Below are 19,542 nucleotides of genomic sequence, written 5' to 3'. Positions count from 1 at the left end.
ATGACCGACAACAACCAGAACCTCTACGAGACCCTGCCCGGCCAGGAGCGCTACGTCGCCCCGATCGAGGAGACGCCGCTGCAGGCCGTCGACAAGGTCGACGACTCCGCCCCCGCCACCAGCATGTGGGCCGACGCGTGGCGCACGCTGCGCAAGAACCCGCTGTTCATCATCTCGGGACTGCTCATCATCTGCGTGGTGTTCGTGGCGCTTTTCCCGGGCGTCCTGACCAAGCAGGACCCGAACTACTGCAACCTCGACAACTCGTTGTCCGATCCCGCGGCCGGACACCCGTTCGGCTACGACATGCAGGGCTGCGACGTGTTCGCCCGCACCGTCTACGGCACCCGCACCTCGCTGTCCGTGGGTCTGCTGACCACGATCATCGTCGTGCTCATCGGCACGCTGATCGGCGCCGTCGCCGGCTTCTTCGGCGGCTGGGTCGACGCGCTCCTGAGCCGCATCATCGACATCTTCTACTCGATCCCGTTCCTGCTGGGCGCGATCGTGGTCCTCCAGATGTTCCGCACCTCCAGCTCCATCTGGAAGGTCGTCCTGGTGCTCGCCCTCTTCGGCTGGGTGTCGACCGCGCGTATCGCCCGCGGTTCGGTGATGGAGGCCAAGAACCTCGAGTTCAACACCGCCTCGACCGCCCTCGGCTCCACGCCGATCAGGAACCTGTTCAGCCACATCATCCCCAACGCACTGGCGCCGATCATCGTCATCGGCACCACGTCCCTCGGCTCGTACATCGTCTCCGAGGCCACGCTGAGCTTCCTCGGCGTGGGTCTGCCGACCACGACCGTCAGCTGGGGCGGCGACATCTCCCAGGCTCAGGTCAACCTGATGACCAACCCGATGGTGCTGTTCTACCCGTCGATGGCGCTGGCCATCACCGTGCTGAGCTTCATCATGATGGGCGACGCCGTCAAGGACGCCCTTGACCCGAAGAGCCGCACGGCCTGAGTGTGAGGTAGGGAAGACTTATGGAAAACACCAATGACGCCAAGATCGTCGAGATGCAGAAGGCCCATGGCCCGCTGCTCGAGGTGAAGAACCTCGCCATCGACTTCACCACCGACGACAAGAGGGCCGTGCACGCCGTGCGCAACGCCTCCTTCTCCGTCTACCCGGGCCAGTGGGTGGCCATCGTCGGCGAGTCCGGCTCCGGCAAGTCCACGTCCGCGATGGCCGTCCTCGGCCTCCTGCCCGGCACCGGCCATGTGGTCGGCGGCTCCATCAAGCTTGACGGCCAGGAGCTCACCGGCCTCAAGCAGAAGGACTTCGACAAGCTGCGCGGCGACAAGATGGGCCTCGTGCCCCAGGACCCGATGAGCAACCTGAACCCGGTGTACCGCATCGGCACCCAGGTCAAGGAGGCCCTCAAGGCCAACAACATGGACGTGGCGCACGAGAAGCGCTCCGCCCTCGCCAAGGCCCTGGCCGGCGAGGAGGCCGACGTCCAGCTCAAGGGCAACGACGACGAGACCTTCATCGGCTCCGCCGAGCTGCCCGCCCTGATGGACGCCGCCAGGAAGGCCCTCGCCGAGGCCGGCATCACCGGCGAGGCCGCCGAGAAGTCCGTCAAGTACTTCGAGAGCGAGTGGGTCCCGGGCTCCGAGACCCGCTGGCGCGTGGCCGACGACCTCATCAAGGCCGGCGTGTCCGACGACAAGGCCTGGGCCATCGCCAAGGCACACGTCACCGGCTCCACGATGGACGACCGCATCGCGGGCCTGCTTTCCGAGGCCGGCCTGCCCGACGCGGCCACCCGCGCCCGCCAGTACCCGCACGAGTTCTCCGGCGGCATGCGCCAGCGCGCACTCATCGCCATCGGTCTGGCCTGCCGTCCGGACCTGCTCATCGCCGACGAGCCGACCTCCGCGCTCGACGTGACCGTGCAGAAGAAGATCCTCGACCACCTGCACATGCTCACCGACTCGCTCGGCACCGCCGTGCTGTTCATCACCCACGATCTGGGCCTGGCCGCCGAGCGCGCCCAGCACATCGTCGTGATGTACAAGGGCCAGGTTGTCGAGTCCGGCCCGTCGCTCGAGGTGCTCCAGCACCCGCAGCACCCGTACACCAAGCGTCTGGTCGCCGCGGCCCCGTCCCTGGCCTCCCAGCGCATCATCTCCGCGCACGAGCGCGGCGAGAACACGGACGCGCTGCTCGAGCACCACGTGGTCGGCGAGGACAGGCTCGAGAAGAGCGAGAACATCATCGTCGTGGACCACCTGACCAAGGAGTTCAAGCTCCCGCGCAAGAAAGAGATGTTCAAGGCCGTCGACGACGTGTCCTTCTCCGTCAAGCGCGGCTCCACGCTGGCCATCGTGGGCGAGTCCGGCTCGGGCAAGTCCACCGTGGCGAACATGGTGCTCAAGCTCCTCGAGCCGACTTCCGGCAAGGCCCTGTACGAGGGCGAGGACATCTCCACGTTCACCGGCGCCAAGCTCCTCGAGTTCCGCCGTCACGTGCAGCCGGTCTTCCAGAACCCGTACGGCTCGCTCGACCCGATGTACTCCATCTACCGTTCGATCGAGGAGCCGCTGCGCATCCACAGGATCGGCGACAACAAGAGCCGCGCCAAGCGCGTGCGCGAGCTGCTCGACATGGTGGAGCTGCCCGAGTCCGTGATGACCCGCTACCCGAACGAGCTGTCCGGCGGACAGCGCCAGCGCATCGCCATCGCGCGAGCCATGGCCCTCAACCCCGACGTCATCGTGTGCGACGAGGCGGTCTCCGCCCTCGACGTGCTCGTGCAGGACCAGGTGCTCCGCCTCCTCAACGACCTGCAGGCCGAGAAGGGACTGAGCTACCTGTTCATCACCCACGATCTCGCGGTCGTCCGCCAGATCGCCGACGAGGTCGTCGTCATGCAGCACGGCAGGCTCGTCGAGCACGCCACCACGGACGAGGTCTTCAACAACCCGAAGAAGCAGTACACCAGGGATCTGCTCGACGCGATCCCCGGCGGCAAGCTCCAGCTCGGCCTCGACTGAGTATAGGAACGGCAGTCCGGCATGACCGGCGTCAGGGCCTCCCCGCACCGTGCGGGGAGGCCCTGTTCGTTGCGGTGGTAGGCTCGGTAGGCATGATCACCATCACCACTTCGAACATGAACGGCATCCGCGCCGCCCGGCGCAAGGGCGTGGAGACGTGGGCCGGCCGCAACACCCCGGACGTCTGGTGCATGCAGGAGGTACGCGCCCCGCAGAGCGAGATCGACCCCATCTTCGACGCGTTCGCGTTCGACTACGCCACCCGCGGCAAGGTGTCCGACCCGAGCGGCCTCAACCGCATGAACGAGGTGTGTCGCGTCAAGGGGCGCGCCGGCGTGGGACTCGTGACCGATCTCGAGGTCGTCGCGCGCCGCCACGGGCTGCCCGGCCTCGACGAGGACGTCGACTCCGGCCGCTGGATCGAGGCGGACGTCGTCACCCCGCAGGGATACACCCTGACCGTCGCATGCGTGTACGTGCACGCCGGCAACGCCGACGACGAGACGAAGATGGCGCAGAAGTACCGCTTCCTCGACGCGATGCTCGTGCGCATGGGCCAGCTGCGCGACGAGGCCGCGCGCGGCGGTCGCCAGGCCGTGCTGTGCGGCGACTTCAACATCGCCCACACGCCGCTCGACATCAGGAACGCCAAGGCCAACGAGACGCATGCCGGATTCCTGCCCGCCGAACGCGCCTACGTCGACAAATGGCTGGACGAATACGAGTTCGTCGACGTGATGCGCGATCTGGCCGGCGACATCCAGGGCCCGTACACGTGGTGGAGCCAGCGCGGGCGCGCCTTCGACAACAACGTCGGCTGGAGGATCGACTACCAGTTCGCCACCCCGGAGCTCGCCGAGACGGCGCGCGGCTTCGTCATCGACAAGGCCCCCACCTACGACATGCGCTGGTCCGACCACGCGCCGCTGACCATCACCTACGACGTGTGAGCCCGCCCGAAGACGACATTCAGCCAGTTCCAAGCCGAGGTGCTAGGCTTGGCAGGGTTGCAACCGTAGACGCAGTTACGAAATGAGGTACCGGAACATGGGACTGTTCGGATTCGGCAAGAAGAAGGACAAGGCCGAGAAGAAGGCCGTCGAGACCGAGGACGAGGACGTCAAGGCCGCCGAGGCCGCGAACGCCGCCGCCAGGGCCGACAGCGAGACCGCCGAGAAGACCGCGGCCGAGACGCTGCCCGAGGCGAGCGACGAGTACGCGGGCCGCGGCGAGGAGCGCGGCCCCTGGGACGTCGACGACGAGAACGTGCCCGACTACGACGACTACCTCGACCTCGGCGCCTACTACCTGCCGTTCATGCAGCACATCGAGCTGAGGATCAAGGCCAACCGCGCCACGCGCGCCATCCTCGGCTCCACCATCACCTACATGCATTCCAGCCTCGAGATCGAGGCGTACGCCGCCCCGAAGACGCTCGGCCTGTGGGAGGACTGGCGCTCCGACTTCCTCGAGGCGAACAGGAAGGCCTCCGCCGAGCAGGGCGTGTTCGGCACCGAGGTCAAGCTGCCCGTCGAGGTCAAGGCCGGCAAGACCGTCACCACCCGCATCGTCGGCGTGGACGGCCCGCGCTGGATGCTGCGCGGCATCTTCTCCGGCGTCGCCGCAGTCGATCCGGACGCCGAGGAGACCCGCGCCCTCAACGAGTTCTTCTCCAAGATCGTCGTCGAGCGCGGCGAGGAGCCGCTCGCCCCGCGCGACCTCATCCCGATGCACCCGCCGGTCAGCCCGGCCGAGCGCAAGGCCGCCAAGGAGGCCGCCGAGAACGCCGAGGACGGGGCGAACGGCAAGGAGCACCTCAAGGACGTGCCCACCCGCCCGAAGGGCCCGCTGAGCCAGGACCAGCAGACCGAGGTCAAGACCACGCTCTCGCGCGGCCCGATGTTCTCCGAAGTCCGCTGACGCATGGCCGAGACGAAGAGGCGCACCGGCCTCGGCGCGCTCGCCACGGCCGACGGCGACGAGGACTTCTCCGTCATCGACGCGATCGGCGGCCCGCGCGGCGTCGTCGAGTCGATGCTGCCGGGCGTGCTGTTCGTCGTCATGTTCGTGGCGACGAACAACCTCAACCTCACCATCGGCGTCTCCGCCGCGCTGGCCGTCGTGCAGGTCGTCGTCCGGCTCGTCCAGCGGCAGTCCGTCATGGGCGCCCTCTCCGGCCTGATCGCCGTGGGCATCTGCCTGATCTGGGCGTGGAAGAGCCACGAGGCCCGCAACTACTACATGTTCGGCTTCCTCACCAACGCCGGATACGCGGCGCTGCTGGCGGTCTCGCTCGCCGCGCGCGTGCCGGGGCTCGGCCTCGTCATCGAGTTCATCCGCCAGCTGCCCACCGAACGGTTCGGCGACTGGTTCCGCGACTGGATGGGGGACAGGGCCCTCAAGCGCGCGTACATGATCATCACGGGCCTGTGGATGGGCCTGTTCCTGCTGCGCCTGGCGGTGCAGGTGCCGCTGTACCTGACCGACCACGTCGCCGCGCTGGGCGTGGCGCGCCTGATCATGGGCATCCCGTTCTGGGCCCTTGCCATCTGGGTGAGCTACCTCATCATCGCCACGCCGCTGCACCGACACAAGGCCGCCGGGGCGCGCGCATCCGAGAGCAACGAAACCAACGAATAAGGAACATATGGAAGCTGAAGTCCGCATCGAACGATACGCCGATCAGGGCCGCTGCGTGGCCCACATCGACGGTCGCGTCGTCTTCGTCCGCTTCGCCCTGCCCGGCGAGCTCGTGCGCATCGTCCTCGACGAGCCGCACGACCGGGACGAACGGTTCTGGACCGGCGAGGTCATCGAGGTGATCGAGGCGAGCGAGGACCGCGTCGCCCCGGCATGGCCGCTCGCCGGCCCCCTGTCGATGGGCGGCGGCGTCGGCGGCGCGGACCTCGTCCACGTCTCCCTGCCCGGCCAGCTCAGATGGAAGGCCGTGACCGTCAGCGAGCAGATGAGCCGTCTCGGCCACGTCGACGTCACCGTGCCGATCGAGCGCATCGACGGCGATGAGGCGCTCGACGGTCTCCACTGGCGCACCCGCATCGAGATGATCGCCGACGACAACGGCATGCCCTCGATGCGCCGCCGCGGGTCCCACACCCGCGTGCCCATCGACACGATGCCGCTCGCCACGAGGCGTCTTCTCGAGATCGCGGGCGAGCACCACGTGTGGGACGGCGGCTTCACGCCCGGCGCGCAGATCCGCCTGTCCGCGCCCGAGCCCCGCACCGCCGACCAACAGGACGACGACTACGCCGTCCTCGTCGACGGCGAGCTCACCGCCGGCTCCCAGACGCTGACCGAGCAGGTCACGGTCCGCGGCATCACCTTCACGTACGAGGTCGACGCGAACGGCTTCTGGCAGATCCATCGTCAGGCGCCCGTCGCCCTCGCCAACCACGTCATCGACCTGACGCGCGGCGAACTCGACGGCGCCGAATCCGCCGTCATCTGGGACCTCTACTCCGGCTCCGGCCTGTTCACCCTGCCGCTGGCGACGCTCACCACCGAACGCACGCGCGTGTTCAGCGTCGAAGGCGGACGCACGGCCGTCAGAAGCCAGCAGCGCAACCTGCGCGCGCTGGGCCTGAACGACGTGGACGCCCGATGCGGCGACGTCGCGAGGACCCTCGCGCACGTACCGGCGAACTTCGCCCACCCCGACGTGGTCGTCCTCGACCCGCCGCGCGCCGGCGCGCACGCCAAGGTGTGCCGTCAGATCGCCGACGCCGCGCCGCGCTCCGTCATCTACATCGCCTGCGACCCGACCAGCCTCGCGCGCGACACCGGCACGCTCGTCTCGCTCGGCTACTCGCTCGCCGACATCCGCGCCTACGACATCTATCCGATGACCCACCACGTCGAGACCGTCGCCCTGTTCCGCAGGAACGCGGCATGATCCGGCCGCTCGGCCGTGCGCCGTCGGCGGTGCACGTTCCCGCGGGCGTCCGCCGGAGCGCGTCCGCCGCGCTCTGCCTTGCGCTCTGTCTGCCGCTCGCCGGATGCACGCCGTCCGGGCGGGCCGTCGGCGACACGCAGACGGAGCGTCCCGCGGTCGCGCACGTCGGCGTCCCGCGCGACGACGTGACCATCGCGCTGATCGGTTCGAAGGACGCGACCGCCGACTCCACGGTGCTCGACGCGCTGGCCGACGCCGGTCTGCGGGCCGTGTACGTGTCCGCCAGGGACTCCGCGAGACCCGACGACACGCGGCGCGGGGGAGTCGCGGACATGGTCCGGCGCGCCGTCGACCTCATCGTCGTCTCCGACCTCGATACGTCGGCCGACGGCGTCGACGCGGATGGCTGGGACCGCGCCCTCGGGACCGCGCGCGACGCCGGCATCCCCGTCGCGCTGCTCGACCTCCGCCATGCCCCCGACGACGACACGCTCTATGCCGCGGCCTTCATCCTCAACGACCGGGACGCCGAGGCGACGCCCGTCGACGACGCCGCGATGAGCGTCATCGACGACGAGCCCCATGAACGGACCATCGCCGTCACCACGATCGGCTAGCGCCGACGGCCACCCGCCGGCTCACCCGGACTGCTGGCGGTACTCCTTCCAAATGTCCGACAGCCTGCGGTTGTCGGACGTGCGGCGCCACACATCCAGACCGCCGGCGCTCCTGCCGCCGGCCGCGGCCTTCGCGGCGGCGGTCGGCGACGAGTATTCGGAGCCGTCGTCGAGACGGAACCGCCCCTCCTCGGTGACGGTCGCGAACCACCGCTCGCCCTTGCACGGACGCTCCCAGACCAGCTTCTCGCCCGGAATGAGCAGTCCGGCCGCGACGACCTGTCCGATCGTCACGCGCTTCGAGCTGCGCTGCGGCCGCACCGCGGCGGCGCGCCCCAGCTCCTCGGGATCCTGCCGCGTCAGATCCGTGTGGTTCTCGTCGTATCTGATCTCCCAGTAGTCCGCGATCAGCCGGACCGTCTCCTCGTGCCGGTGCCGCAGCATCTCCGGCGTGCACTCGTTGAAGTGCTTCAGCGCATCGGTCAGCGGGAAGCGCCGGGAGTCCGCACGCAGCAGCATGCGGTCGCGGCGCCGTTCGTAGTCGTCCAGCCGGTCGAGCTGGTCCGCATTCCCCTGCGCGAGCGCCATGTTGCCCAGCCGGTACATCCAGTAGTCGTGCGCGTCCTGCGTCCATCCGGACGCCGCGAACGGCGACTTCGCGTCGAACGACACCGGCATGATCGGCAGCGCGCTCAGCTTGCGGGGCCTCGACAGGTGCGTCTCGGCCAGCTGCTCGTTGGCCCTCACCAGCAGCAGACGGATCAGGTCGTCGTCGCCCTGCATCTCGCCGTGCAGACGCACCAATGCGCCCGCACGGTCGTCCGGCAGGATCGACAGGCCGCGCACCATGCGCACCGGATACCCCTTGTCCAGATCGCGGATCGCGGCGGCCGCATGCCCGCGCCGGCGGTACGGCGCCGCGCGGTTGAGCGTGTCGACGCCCGTGACCCGCTCCAGCGCCGCGAGCACCTCGTTGAGCCGCTGCGCGTCGTGCATGCCGAGCGTCTTCGCGGTGACGGCCGCACGCGAGGCCCTCGCGCCGCGCGACGCGAACGGCGAGACGTCCGGCGCGCCGAGGTTGCGGAACGAATGGACCAGCGCCCACATGGCCACCGGCCTCCACTCGTGGTTGCGGTAGTCGTTGAGCGATTCGAGACGCGCGCGCACATCCTCGGGAAGCACCGTGTCCGCCGGCCGGGAGAGAACCAGCCACGCCATCGCGTAGGGGGCGAGCACCTGATCGATGAACGCCGGCATCGTGCCGGCGTCGAGATGCGGCTGCATCACGTCGGCGAGGAACTCCTCGATGAGCTTGTCGGTGTCGGGCTTGTGCGTGAGGATCAGATGCAGATACGAGAAGAACTCCTCGGTCGCCGGCGAATCGTCCCCGAGCGGGTCCATGACGTCGTCCCAGCGTTCGGCGTACGCGTCCAGCTCCGCCGGCCCGAGTCCGGACGTGGCGCGCGCCTTGAACACGTCGGACGGGGTGAGCGGCAGTCCGCGCATGTTCATCACGTCGAAGATGCGGTGCGCGCCGTCCAGATCGTCGGTGGTGACGATCACCAGCGTCACCTCGTTGACCAGATACGAGGCGAACGTGCGGCGCTCGTCGTCGGACATGCGCGACAGCTCGTCGTAGACGCGTCTGGTGTTGCGGGTGATGTTGCGCTGCGCGGCGCTCGCCCAGTCCTCCTCGCCCAGATCGAACAGGGCCTCCAGATTGCCCTCCTGCACGTATTCGCGGAAGAACGCCGCGTCCCGCTCGCGCAGCGTCAGGCGCGGCTCGTTGCGGATGCCGCGCAGCTTGTCGCCGGGCTCCACGATGAGCGCGTCGAGCAGGCGCATCCATTCGGGGTCGCGCTCCAGATCGCGCAGCGCCGCGATGATGATCGACAGCGACACCAGACGCTGCTGGCCGTCGATCACGTCGAACCGGTTGCCGCCCGCGCGCACCAGGATCAGCGAGCCGAGGAAGTACGGCGTGCCGGGCGTCTTGGCGGCCCCGGCCAGATCGTCGACCAGCTGCAGGATGTTGTCCGGCTGCCAGATGTAGGCACGCTGGAACGAGGGGACGAAGAACCGGAAATCCGGCGTGAACACCTTGCCAAGCGGCAGTTCCTTCGCATTGATGGCCATATATCCTCCCGGACGTCGTTGCCTCTCCAGCCTAGCAGCGCGCGGGGCTTCACGGCCGCGCCGGCAGGTCCGCGCGCTCCACCAGACGCGCCATCTGCACGCGGCCCATCGCGAGCTTGTCCGCCGCCGACGACAGATGCGCCTTCGCCGTGCGCTCGGAGATGAACATGCGTTCGGCGATCTGCGCGTTCGTGAACCCCTCGGCCGCGAGCAGCACCGCCTCGCGCTCGCGCCCGGGCAGCGAGTCGAGCAGCGCCCGCGCCCGCGGCGACGTCATCGCCATCAGGGCGAGCATCGAGTCGTACGGGAAGACCAGCACGATCGCGCACGAGACCCAGAACACCGCTTCGGGATGCCGGTCGCGCAGGACCAGCACGAACGGCAGGACGAGTGCCAGCAGCGTCGCGGCGATCATCCACGCGTACATCGCCCCCGCCGGATGCGCCGTGTACTGCATCGCCGCGTACGAACACTGCGCCAGACACGCCAGCGCTGCGACGGGGATCATGACGAACGAGCACCAGCGCCGCGTGCGCACCGTCACCTCGTCGTTCGGCTCCTCGCGGGCCCCGTCGCGAACGTCGATCCGGCCTCGCCCGCCCGTGCGGTCTACCGGACCGCCGTGCCGGGGCGTCGACGATCCGTTTCTCTTCCTCTCGCTGCTCATGACATCCACTGTATTGCCGTCGCCGCGTCGCGTGCCATTGGACATGCGGGCGCGTCCGTCCCGCTGCGCTCGCCCGAACGGGCAGACGAAAAGGTCCGTTCGTACACTGACGCTCCCGTCCCCGCCCCGGTAGCGTCGAAGACGTACCGCGCAGGTCCGCGCACGAGAGAAAGAAGCCACCATGACCGATCAGAACATCGCCCAGCAACCGGGGCAGTCGGCCGACTACGCCGTCCAGCATCTCAACGAATAGCGAACATGTCACGAACCGACCTTGTCGGTATCGGCGCCGATCGCACCAGTCGGAGCATCAATGATGTAGGGCGGTCGGGTACGGATGGGGATCTGCTTCATCATCCGTACCCGACCGCCCTTCGCGATCGGATCTCCATCTCCGGGGAGGACCAACACCCCGGCCATCCGCATTCAGAAAGCGTTCAGGAAACCTGCAGGGCTTTTCCCCGCGACTGCCGGGTACGCTTCACGTGCGGCTAAGACGCCGCTAGGGAAGCGGCGGTTCCATAGTAGCCATGAGCACCGCAACCACAACGCCAGCTGCCGCGACACCGCAGCCCAGAACCGTCGCCTAGGACGCCGCGTTCCGCGTCCCCGCGCCCGAGATCGTCGAGCGCGTGGGCCGGCCGCGCACCGTGGACGCCGACATCGTCATCCCCGTCTACAACGAGCAGGAGCAGCTCGCCGAATCGGTCACCATCCTGATGAACCATCTGGCCTCCAGCCAGATCGAGGGATGGGCCTACACCTGGCAGATCGTCATCGCCGACAACGCCAGCACCGACGACACCTGGCCCATCGCCGCGCGCCTCGCCTCCCAGTACCCGGGCCGCGTGCGCGCCGTGCGCATCGCGCGCAAGGGCCGCGGCCGCGCCCTCAAGCTCGCCTGGGGCGAGTCGCTCGCCAGGGTCGTCGCCTACATGGACGTCGACCTGTCCACCGACATCTCCCAGACCGGAACGCTCGTCGGATCCCTCGTCTACGGATACGCCGACGTCTCCTTCGGATGCCGCCTCTTCGACGAATCCGAAGTGACCCGCTCCGCCAAGCGCGAGTTTATCTCCCGCACCTACAACGGCATGCTGCGCGTCCTGCTCGGCGCCGCCTTCCACGACGCCCAGTGCGGATTCAAGGCCATGACCTCGGCCGCCGCCCGGCACCTGCTGCCCTACATCCAGGACGACGAATGGTTCTTCGACACCGAGATGCTGCTGCTGGCCCAGGCGACCGGCATGCGCATGTACGAGTTCCCCGTCCGCTGGGTCGAGGACCCGGGCAGCACCGTGAACATCCCCGACACCGTCAAGAAGGACCTCAAGGGCATGTGGCGCATGAACGGCACGCTGGGACGCATGCGTCTCGCCGCGGCCGTCTGACGGCGCCGCACCCGGCAACGGGACAGGAAGAACCCACGAAACCGACGGCCCCGCGCGCCCGGACGCGTCGGCCGCGGACCCATGACAAAGGACACATCACACCAATGACCACCGCAACCACATCGGCCATCCCATCGAGCCGCCCCGCACCCGCGGACACGCACGGCCGATACCACCGCCCGGACTCCGGCGCCCCCATGCCTGCCGGACGATTCGTCGACACCCGATCCGTCCGCACCGTGCGGTCCAACGCGGCCGAGCGCCGCACCACCGCCGACTGGATCGGATTCGGCGGCATGATGGGCCTGACCGCCATCATCATGTTCGTCAACCTCACCGCATCCGGATACGCCAACGAGTTCTATTCCGCCGCCGCGCAGGCCGGCTCCCAGGACTGGTGGGCCTTCCTGTGGGGCTCGCTCGACTCCGGCAACGCCATCACCGTCGACAAGCCGCCGGCAGCCATCTGGCTCATGGCCCTGTCCGTGCGCGTGTTCGGCCTGAGCTCCTTCGCCATCCTCCTGCCCGAGGCCCTGTGCGGCATGGCGAGCGTCTGGATCCTCTACGCCACCGTCCGGCGCGCGTGGGGCAACTGGGCCGGCGTCATCGCCGGACTCGTCCTCGCCACCACGCCGGTCGCTGCGCTCATGTTCCGCTTCAACAACCCCGACGCGCTCCTCGTGCTCCTCATGACCTGCGCCACCGCCGCCGTCCTGCGCTCGCTCGAATACCCGGCCACGCGCGTCGGCAACCGCAGACGCACCCTGTGGATGGCGCTCGCCGGCGCGTGCATCGGCCTCGGCTTCCTCACCAAGCAGATGCAGGTCTTCCTCGTCGTGCCCGGCTTCGCGCTCGCCTTCCTCGTCGCCTCGCCCACGGGCATCGTCAGGCGCATCGTCGACGGCTTCGTCGCAGTGGCGTCCGTGATCGTGTCCGCCGGATGGTGGGTCGCGCTGACGGTCATCGTGCCGTCCGGCTCCCGCCCCTACATCGGCGGCTCGCAGACTGACTCGTTCCTCGAGCTGACATTCAGCTACAACGGCCTCGGACGCATCACCGGCAACGAGACCGGCGCCGTCGTGGGCGGTGGCGGCGGCGGAGGCAACGCCGGCGGCATGTGGGGGCAGACCGGCCTGAGCCGACTGTTCGACGGCGAGTACGGCGGGCAGATCGCATGGCTCGCGCCCATCGCCTTCGTCGGCATCGCCATCGGCCTGATCGTCGCCCGCCACAGCCTGCGCACCGACCTGCGCCGCGCCAACGTCCTCGCATGGGGCTCCTGGCTCGTCGTCACCTGGCTCACCTTCAGCTTCATGGCCGGCATCTTCCACCAGTACTACACCGTCGCCCTCGCGCCGGCGGTCGCCGCGCTCGTAGCCATCGCGCTCGCGGGGCTGTGGTCCAAGCGCGACCTGTTCTGGGCCCGCGCTGTCGCCGCGCTCCTCACGCTCGTCAACACGTTCTGGGCCGTCGAACTGCTCGGCCGATCCACCTGGCTGCCCTGGCTGAAGTACGTCGTGATGGCCGCGGGCCTCGTCGCCACGCTGCTGCTCATCGTCGCCGCCGCGGCCGCGGTGCCGATGCGCGACATGCGCTTCCTGCGCACGGAGCGCATGACCCGCATGATCTCCGTCATGGGCGTCGTGGGCGGCGCGCTCGCCGCGGTGGCGCTGATGGCCGGTCCGCTGGCATGGACCGCGTACACCGTCTCCACCGGGCATACCGGCTCGATCGTCACGGCCGGTCCGAACGTCACCAACTCCACCGGCATGGGCGGTGGTCCCGGCGGCGGCATGGGCGGCCCCGGAGGCCAGGGAGGTCCCGGCGGCGGCATGGGCATGCCGGGCCAGTCCTCCGACGGCCAGGACGACCAGAACGACCAGTCCTCCGATGGCCAGTCCCAGTCCGACGGCTCCGGCGAATCCCAGAACTCCCAGAACGGTCCCGGGGGCCGCGGCGGCATGGGCGGCGGTCTGCTCGGCGGCGGCACCGCCAGCAGCGAGGTCGTCTCCCTGCTCCAGAAGGACGCCGACCAGTACCGCTGGGCGGCGGCCACCACCGGCTCGCAGAACGCGGCCAGCTATCAGCTCGCCAGCGAGGAGGCCGTCATGGCCATCGGCGGATTCAACGGGTCCGACCCCGCGCCCACCCTCGAGCAGTTCAAGAGCTACGTGAAGCAGGGGCTCATCCACTACTACATCTCCGGCGGCGGCATGGGAGGCAACCAGCTGGGCGGCTCCGACGCCGCCAGCGAGATCGCCTCCTGGGTGGCCGAGAACTACGAGGCCCAGACCGTGGACGGCGTGACCATCTACGACCTGAGCGAGTAGGACGGTCGTGGCCGGGAAAGGGCGGACGGCGACCTGCGGCCCGTACGCCCGACGGAACGCCCGTCCGCGCATGGTCGGCGGACCCGAATCCATACGGAAACGGGTCCGCCGACCATGCGCGCGGTACGTCCAGAGCGAACGTATTCATGAAATCGTAAGCTTTGTTCCCCTAGTATGGGTGGAACGCATACAAAAGGAGCCATCATGACATTCGGTCAGCAGCCCCAGCCCAATCCGAACTACGAGCCGCAGGGCGGCAGCAATCTCAACACCGGGTACGGCGCACAGCCGCAGTACCGGCAGTACCAGTACGCGAACCAGCAGCCGCAGTACCAGCAGCCGTACGGCCAGCCCCAGTACGCCTACGCCGGCAACGGCGCGGCCGGCGGCGCCGCGATCGACGGCCAGGTCGCCTATTCCTACGACGAAGCGCGCCGCGCCTCCGTCACCAAGGCCTATGGCGAGATGACCATCGGCCTGATCGTCACGGCCGTGGTCGCGGTGCTCGGTCAGGCCACCGGCCTGTACTACGCCTTCCTCATGACCACCGGCATGCTCGGCATGATCGCCCTGTGCATCGCGCAGATCGGTCTGGCCATCGCGCTCGGCGCGCGCATCATGAGGATGAGCGCGACCTCCGCGCGCGTCATGTTCTACGTGTACGCCGCGCTCATGGGCTTCACCCTGAGCTCGATCTTCATGGTCTATGATCTCGGATCGATCGGCGTCGCACTCGGCATCACCGCCGCGTTCTTCTTCGCGCTGACGATGTTCAGCCTCACCACCAAGTTCGACATGCTCAAGTTCGGCCCGATCCTCATGGTCGGTCTGATCGTGCTCGTCGTCTCCCAGTTCGTGCTCATGCTCATCCCCGGCGTCTCCGGCATGACCCAGGTCATGTGCGCGATCGGTCTGATCCTGTTCGCCGGCATGACCATGTACGACGCGCAGTCCACCCGCGCCCTGTTCGCCCAGTACGAGGCGCAGGGCCCGGAGATGATCAGGAAGATCTCCATCCTGTGCGCGCTGAACCTGTACCTCGACTTCGTGAACATGTTCCTGTACATCCTCCAGCTGTTCGGCAGCAGGGACTGATCCCGTTCCGGAAAGACCGGTACGTTCGACCGTCGGATCGTGACGGTCATGCGGGCCCGACCACCATGTGGTCGGGCCTTTTCGCGTCGAAACGGCCCGGCGCTAGGTTGGAGACCTATGAGAAGACAGGAAATCGTGGGAATGCTGTGCCTCGTGGCATGCGCGCTGATCTGGGGGTTCGCGTTCGTCGCGCAGGTGCAGGGCATGGACGCGGTCACGCCGCTGTTCTTCAACGCCACGAGATTCACGCTCGGCGCCCTGTCGCTGCTGCCGGTGATGCTCGTCCTGCGCGCCCGCCGCACGCATGCGTCGGACGGCGCCGCGGCCTCGTCGGGGGAGAGGGGCGGAAAGCCGTCGCCCGCTTCGCCGACCCGTCGCGCTAACCCGCTCTCCAGCCCCGTCGCCGTGGGCGTGCTCTGCGGCGTCGTCCTGTTCACGGCGAGCACCCTGCAGCAGTACGGCATCCTGTACGGCAAGTCGGCCGGCCGCGCCGGGTTCCTCACGGCCCTGTACATCGTGATGGTCCCGCTGCTCGCCTTCGCGTTCCTGCACCGGCGCATCGGCGTCCTTGTCGGCGTCGCGGTCGTCCTCGCGGTCGCCGGATTCTACTTCCTGTGCATCACCGACGGCTTCGGCTCGCTGGGATTGGCCGATCTGCTGCTGCTGTTCACCGCGGTCCTGTTCGCCGTGCACATCCTCGTCATCGACGAGCTCGGCGCCCGCGTCGACGCGCTGACGCTCTCGTTCGTCCAGTTCTGCACCACGGCCGTCCTGAGCTGGATCGGCTCGGCCTTCGAGGGGTCGATCGACTGGTCCGGCGCGCTGGCCGCATGGCCGCCCATCGTCTACGCGGGCATCGGCTCGGTGGGCATCGCCTACACGCTGCAGGTGGTGGGCCAGCAGTGGGTGCCGCCCACGCGCGCGAGCCTGCTGATGAGCCTCGAATCGTTCTTCTCCGTGGTCGGCGGCGCCGTCTTCCTCGGCGAGGTGATGACGCCGCGCGGATACCTCGGATGCGCCCTCATCTTCGCGGGCACCCTGCTGGCGCAGGCTCCGGCGAAACTGCCCAAATGGTTCAGTTCGTCGTCTTCGGCGTCTCCTCGACCTGAGGCGCGCCGTTGATGTCGCGGTGGATGTTCTGCATCTGCACCTCGATGTTCTGCAGGCTGCGCGCGCAGTCGAGCAGCGTCTGCGAATGCTCGCTGAGCTTGGCGTCCGGCAGATCCGTCTTGTAGCGCAGCGCGTGCTCGAGGCTCGCCCAGTAGTCCATCGCGATGGTGCGGAACTGCACCTCCACCGGCGTGTAGTGCGCGCCCGAGGACAGGAACACCGGCACCGCGTAGATCACGTGCAGCGAACGGTACCCGTTCTGCTTCGGGTTCTTGATGTAGTCCTTGACGCGCAGCACCTGGATGTCCGACTGCGCCGACAGGTAGTTCGACACCGAGTACACGTCGTCCCGGTAGTTGCAGATCACGCGGATGCCGGCCACGTCGAACAAGTTGTCCTTGATGGAGTTCACGGCCACCGGCAGCCCCTTGCGCTCGAGCTTGCCGATGATCGAGTTCACCGACTTCAGGCGGCGCTCCATGTGGTGGATGGGGTTGTGGCTGAACCGCACCTGGAACTCGCCGTCGAGGATCTCCAGCTTCGTCGAGATCTCGTACATCGCGCCCTCGTACACCTGCATGAGGTCGATGAACTCGGTGATCTGGTCGGTGTTGAACGTGCCGTCCGCCAGACTCAGGCCCTTGAGCCGGGCCTTGAGGTCGGTAGTGCTCATTTTGGACTGTCGGTCAAGTATCACGGAAGACAATTCTAGCGTCCGCTGGCCGCCGAACCTGAACGTTGCCGGGGAATCTTCGCACGATCCGCGCCCCCATATACATGATCCGCCCGCTTCATGACCCGACCGTCCCATAGAATGAGCGGCTATGAACGAAGACATGATGACCGAGGCGGAGCGCGCCTCGATTGAGGCCGGCTCCGCCGACGCGCGGGCCATCGCCGGCGACCGCGGCAAGGGCGTGTTCCACATCGACACGCTCGGATGCCAGATGAACGTGCACGACTCCGAACGCATCGCCGGCGTGCTCGAGGCCGACGGCTACGTGCCCGCCACCGAGGAGCAGGTCGCCAACCGCGACCTCGACCTGATCGTGCTCAACACGTGCGCGGTGCGCGAGAACGCCACCGAGAAGATGTACGGCACCGTGGGCCGCTACAACCGCATCAAGCTGCACCGTCCGAACCTGCAGATCGCCGTCGGCGGCTGCATGGCGCAGCTCGACCGCCGCAAGATCGCCGACACGGCGCCCTGGGTGTCCGCCGTCTTCGGCACGAAGAACATCGACGTGCTCCCGAGGCTCCTCGACCAGAACCGCCTCACCGGCAAGCCGCAGGTCGAGGTCGCCGACAAGCTCGACCTGCTGCCCAGCGAGCTGCCCGCCGCCCGCGCCTCGCGCGTGAGCGCCTGGGTCGCGATCTCCGTGGGCTGCAACAACACCTGCACGTTCTGCATCGTGCCCACCACCCGAGGCAAGGAGAAGGACCGTCGCCCCGGCGACATCCTCGACGAGATCCGCCGGTGCGTCGCCAACGGCGCCAAGGAGGTCACGCTGCTCGGCCAGAACGTGAACTCGTTCGGCTACGGCATCGGCGACCGCTACGCGTTCAGCAAGCTGCTGCGCGCCTGCGGCGAGATCGAGGGCCTCGAGCGCGTGCGCTTCACCTCGCCGCACCCGGCCGCGTTCACCGACGACGTGATCGCCGCGATGGCCGAGACCCCGAACGTCATGCACCAGCTGCACTTCCCGCTGCAGTCCGGCTCCGACCGCATCCTGCGCGCGATGCGCCGCTCCTACCGCGCCGAGAAATTCCTGGACATCCTGGGCAGGATCCGCGCCGCCATGCCGGACGCGCAGATCTCCACCGACGTCATCGTCGGCTTCCCGGGCGAGACCGAGGAGGACTTCCAGGCCACGCTCGACGTGATGCGCCGGGCCCGCTTCTCGTCCGCCTTCATGTTCATCTACTCGCCCAGGCCCGGCACCCCCGCCGCATCCATGCCCCAGATCCCGCGCGACGTGGTCCAGGAACGGTTCGATCGTCTCGTCGAGCTGCAGGAGAGGATCACCGAGGAGAACCTCGCCACGTTCGAGGGGCGCGACGTCGAGGTGATGATCACCGGCATGCACGGCAAGAAGGACTCCGACACGCACCGCGTCACCGGGCGCGAGAAGACCGGCGTGCTCGTCCACATCGGCGTGCCCGAGGGCGAGCCGGAGCCGGTCATCGGCGACTTCGTCACCGTCACCGTCACCCACGCAGGCCGCCACAACCTCATCGCGGACCCCGATCCGAGGAAGGGGCAGACCTACCATGTCCGCCACTGACACCGGACGCGAACCCCGCGTCGTCTCCATCGTCGGTCCCACCGCGTCCGGCAAGACCGGCCTCGGCATCGCCGTCGCCAGGCGTCTCGCCGAACAGGGTGAGCGGGCGGAGATCGTCAACGCGGACGCCTACCAGATGTACCGCGGCATGGACATCGGCACCGCCAAGCCGACCGCCGAGGAGCTGGCGGCCGTGCCGCACCACCTCATCGACATCATCGACCCGGACGAGACGATGACCGTCGCGAAGTTCCAGAAGCTCGCGCGCGAAACCATCGCCGACCTCAAGTCGCGCGGCGTGCGCCCGATCCTCGTCGGCGGCTCCGGCCTGTACGCCAGGGCCGCGATCGACGACATCAGCTTCCCGGGCACCGACCCCGACGTGCGGGCGAGGCTCGAGGAGCGCGAACGGACGGAGGGTGCCGGCGCCCTGTTCGACGAACTCAGGGACAGGGATCCCGAGGCCGCCTCCCGCATGGATCCGCGCAACCCGCGCCGCACGATCCGCGCGCTCGAGGTCATCGAGATCACCGGACGGCCGTATTCGGCGAGCCTGCCGCGATACCGCTACGTGATCCCGTCCGTCCAGATCGGCCTCGATCTGGACCGCAGGGAGCTCGACCGCCGCATCGACATCCGCACCGCGCGGATGCGCGAACAGGGCTTCCTCGAGGAGGTGCGTCGCCTGCGCCCGCACCTGGGCTTCACCGCCGGTCGCGCGCTCGGCTACCAGCAGATGATCGATCTGCTGGACGGCATGTGGGATGAGGACGACGACGCGTGGTTCGACATCGCGCAGAAGACCCGCCGCCTGGCCCGCAAGCAGATGGGATGGTTCGGCCGCGACCCGCGCATCCACTGGCTCGAGGCGCTCAACCCGCGTCTGGTGGACAACGCGATGGCGATCATCGCGCACGCCGACGCCGGCGACTACGACGCCATCGACGCGCAGGCCGACGAATACACGCAGCATCACCTCGGCGACATCGCCTGAGT

At 68.4% G+C, this 19,542-nt stretch carries 16 protein-coding genes; 13 read left to right on the top strand and 3 right to left on the bottom strand.

Annotation, left to right across the window (positions count from 1 at the left end):
• The 7 genes from JS528_RS02060 (at nt 1) to JS528_RS02030 (ending at nt 7,532) form a co-directional block, all read left to right on the top strand.
• Nucleotides 1-966 (top strand): ABC transporter permease, encoded by a 966-nt coding sequence (locus JS528_RS02060; RefSeq protein ID WP_214357421.1) that lies wholly within the window; start codon nt 1-3, stop codon nt 964-966.
• 20 nt (nt 967-986) lie between these two features.
• Nucleotides 987-3,002 carry a dipeptide ABC transporter ATP-binding protein gene (locus JS528_RS02055; RefSeq protein ID WP_214357420.1) on the top strand — a complete coding sequence of 672 codons (2,016 nt, stop codon included), beginning with the start codon at nt 987-989 and terminating at the stop codon, nt 3,000-3,002.
• A 92-nt stretch (nt 3,003-3,094) separates the two neighbouring features.
• The gene (locus JS528_RS02050) at nt 3,095-3,952 is read left to right on the top strand and encodes an exodeoxyribonuclease III (protein WP_214357419.1); all 858 of its coding nucleotides are present in this window, start codon (nt 3,095-3,097) and stop codon (nt 3,950-3,952) included.
• A 97-nt stretch (nt 3,953-4,049) separates the two neighbouring features.
• Complete coding sequence (locus tag JS528_RS02045; RefSeq protein ID WP_214357418.1) at nt 4,050-4,922, top strand: DUF3710 domain-containing protein; 873 nt, start codon at nt 4,050-4,052, stop codon at nt 4,920-4,922.
• A 3-nt stretch (nt 4,923-4,925) separates the two neighbouring features.
• Nucleotides 4,926-5,642: a DUF3159 domain-containing protein gene (locus tag JS528_RS02040; protein WP_214357417.1), complete on the top strand. Its 717-nt coding sequence runs from the start codon at nt 4,926-4,928 to the stop codon at nt 5,640-5,642.
• 7 nt (nt 5,643-5,649) lie between these two features.
• The gene (locus tag JS528_RS02035) at nt 5,650-6,915 is read left to right on the top strand and encodes a class I SAM-dependent RNA methyltransferase (RefSeq protein WP_214357416.1); all 1,266 of its coding nucleotides are present in this window, start codon (nt 5,650-5,652) and stop codon (nt 6,913-6,915) included.
• On the top strand, nt 6,912-7,532 hold the full coding sequence (locus JS528_RS02030) for a type 1 periplasmic-binding domain-containing protein (RefSeq protein WP_214357415.1): 621 nt from the start codon (nt 6,912-6,914) through the stop codon (nt 7,530-7,532). Before JS528_RS02035 ends, JS528_RS02030 begins: the two co-directional genes overlap by 4 nt.
• Nucleotides 7,533-7,553: 21 nt before the next feature.
• On the opposite strand, the gene JS528_RS02025 is transcribed toward JS528_RS02030, so the two are convergent.
• Together JS528_RS02025 and JS528_RS11485 are read right to left on the bottom strand one after the other, a co-directional pair.
• Entirely contained in the window at nt 7,554-9,668 is a 2,115-nt protein-coding gene (locus JS528_RS02025) for a GmrSD restriction endonuclease domain-containing protein (protein ID WP_214357414.1), read from the bottom strand.
• A gap of 49 nt (nt 9,669-9,717) precedes the next feature.
• The gene (locus tag JS528_RS11485) at nt 9,718-10,335 is read right to left on the bottom strand and encodes a helix-turn-helix transcriptional regulator (protein WP_240541242.1); all 618 of its coding nucleotides are present in this window, start codon (nt 10,333-10,335) and stop codon (nt 9,718-9,720) included.
• Between the two features lie 632 nt (nt 10,336-10,967).
• Between JS528_RS11485 and JS528_RS02015 the strand changes: the two genes are divergently transcribed.
• From JS528_RS02015 to JS528_RS02000, 4 genes are all read left to right on the top strand, one after another.
• Entirely contained in the window at nt 10,968-11,726 is a 759-nt protein-coding gene (locus JS528_RS02015) for a dolichyl-phosphate beta-glucosyltransferase (RefSeq protein ID WP_338069754.1), read from the top strand.
• 104 nt (nt 11,727-11,830) lie between these two features.
• Nucleotides 11,831-14,056: an ArnT family glycosyltransferase gene (locus tag JS528_RS11700; RefSeq protein WP_276312600.1), complete on the top strand. Its 2,226-nt coding sequence runs from the start codon at nt 11,831-11,833 to the stop codon at nt 14,054-14,056.
• Nucleotides 14,057-14,260: 204 nt separating this feature from the next.
• Entirely contained in the window at nt 14,261-15,151 is an 891-nt protein-coding gene (locus tag JS528_RS02005; RefSeq protein WP_214357413.1) for a Bax inhibitor-1/YccA family protein, read from the top strand.
• A gap of 141 nt (nt 15,152-15,292) precedes the next feature.
• On the top strand, nt 15,293-16,273 hold the full coding sequence (locus tag JS528_RS02000; RefSeq protein ID WP_214357552.1) for a DMT family transporter: 981 nt from the start codon (nt 15,293-15,295) through the stop codon (nt 16,271-16,273).
• Here JS528_RS02000 and JS528_RS01995 read toward each other — a convergent pair.
• On the bottom strand, nt 16,227-16,934 hold the full coding sequence (locus tag JS528_RS01995; RefSeq protein ID WP_240541241.1) for a GTP pyrophosphokinase: 708 nt from the start codon (nt 16,932-16,934) through the stop codon (nt 16,227-16,229). The two genes, JS528_RS02000 and JS528_RS01995, sit on opposite strands and share 47 nt — an antisense overlap.
• A gap of 151 nt (nt 16,935-17,085) precedes the next feature.
• Between JS528_RS01995 and miaB the strand changes: the two genes are divergently transcribed.
• Both miaB and miaA read left to right on the top strand, forming a co-directional pair.
• Nucleotides 17,086-18,546 carry a tRNA (N6-isopentenyl adenosine(37)-C2)-methylthiotransferase MiaB gene (gene miaB / locus JS528_RS01990; RefSeq protein ID WP_214357411.1) on the top strand — a complete coding sequence of 487 codons (1,461 nt, stop codon included), beginning with the start codon at nt 17,086-17,088 and terminating at the stop codon, nt 18,544-18,546.
• Entirely contained in the window at nt 18,533-19,540 is a 1,008-nt protein-coding gene (gene miaA, locus JS528_RS01985; RefSeq protein ID WP_214357410.1) for a tRNA (adenosine(37)-N6)-dimethylallyltransferase MiaA, read from the top strand. The genes miaB and miaA overlap by 14 nt, the downstream gene beginning before the upstream one ends.
• Nucleotides 19,541-19,542: the final 2 nt, after the last annotated feature.

The organism is Bifidobacterium santillanense (assembly GCF_018555385.1).
Lineage (GTDB): Bacteria > Actinomycetota > Actinomycetes > Actinomycetales > Bifidobacteriaceae > Bifidobacterium > Bifidobacterium santillanense.
The sequence above is the reverse complement of the archived record's forward strand: the minus strand, read 5'-3'. Positions and strand labels throughout refer to the sequence as shown.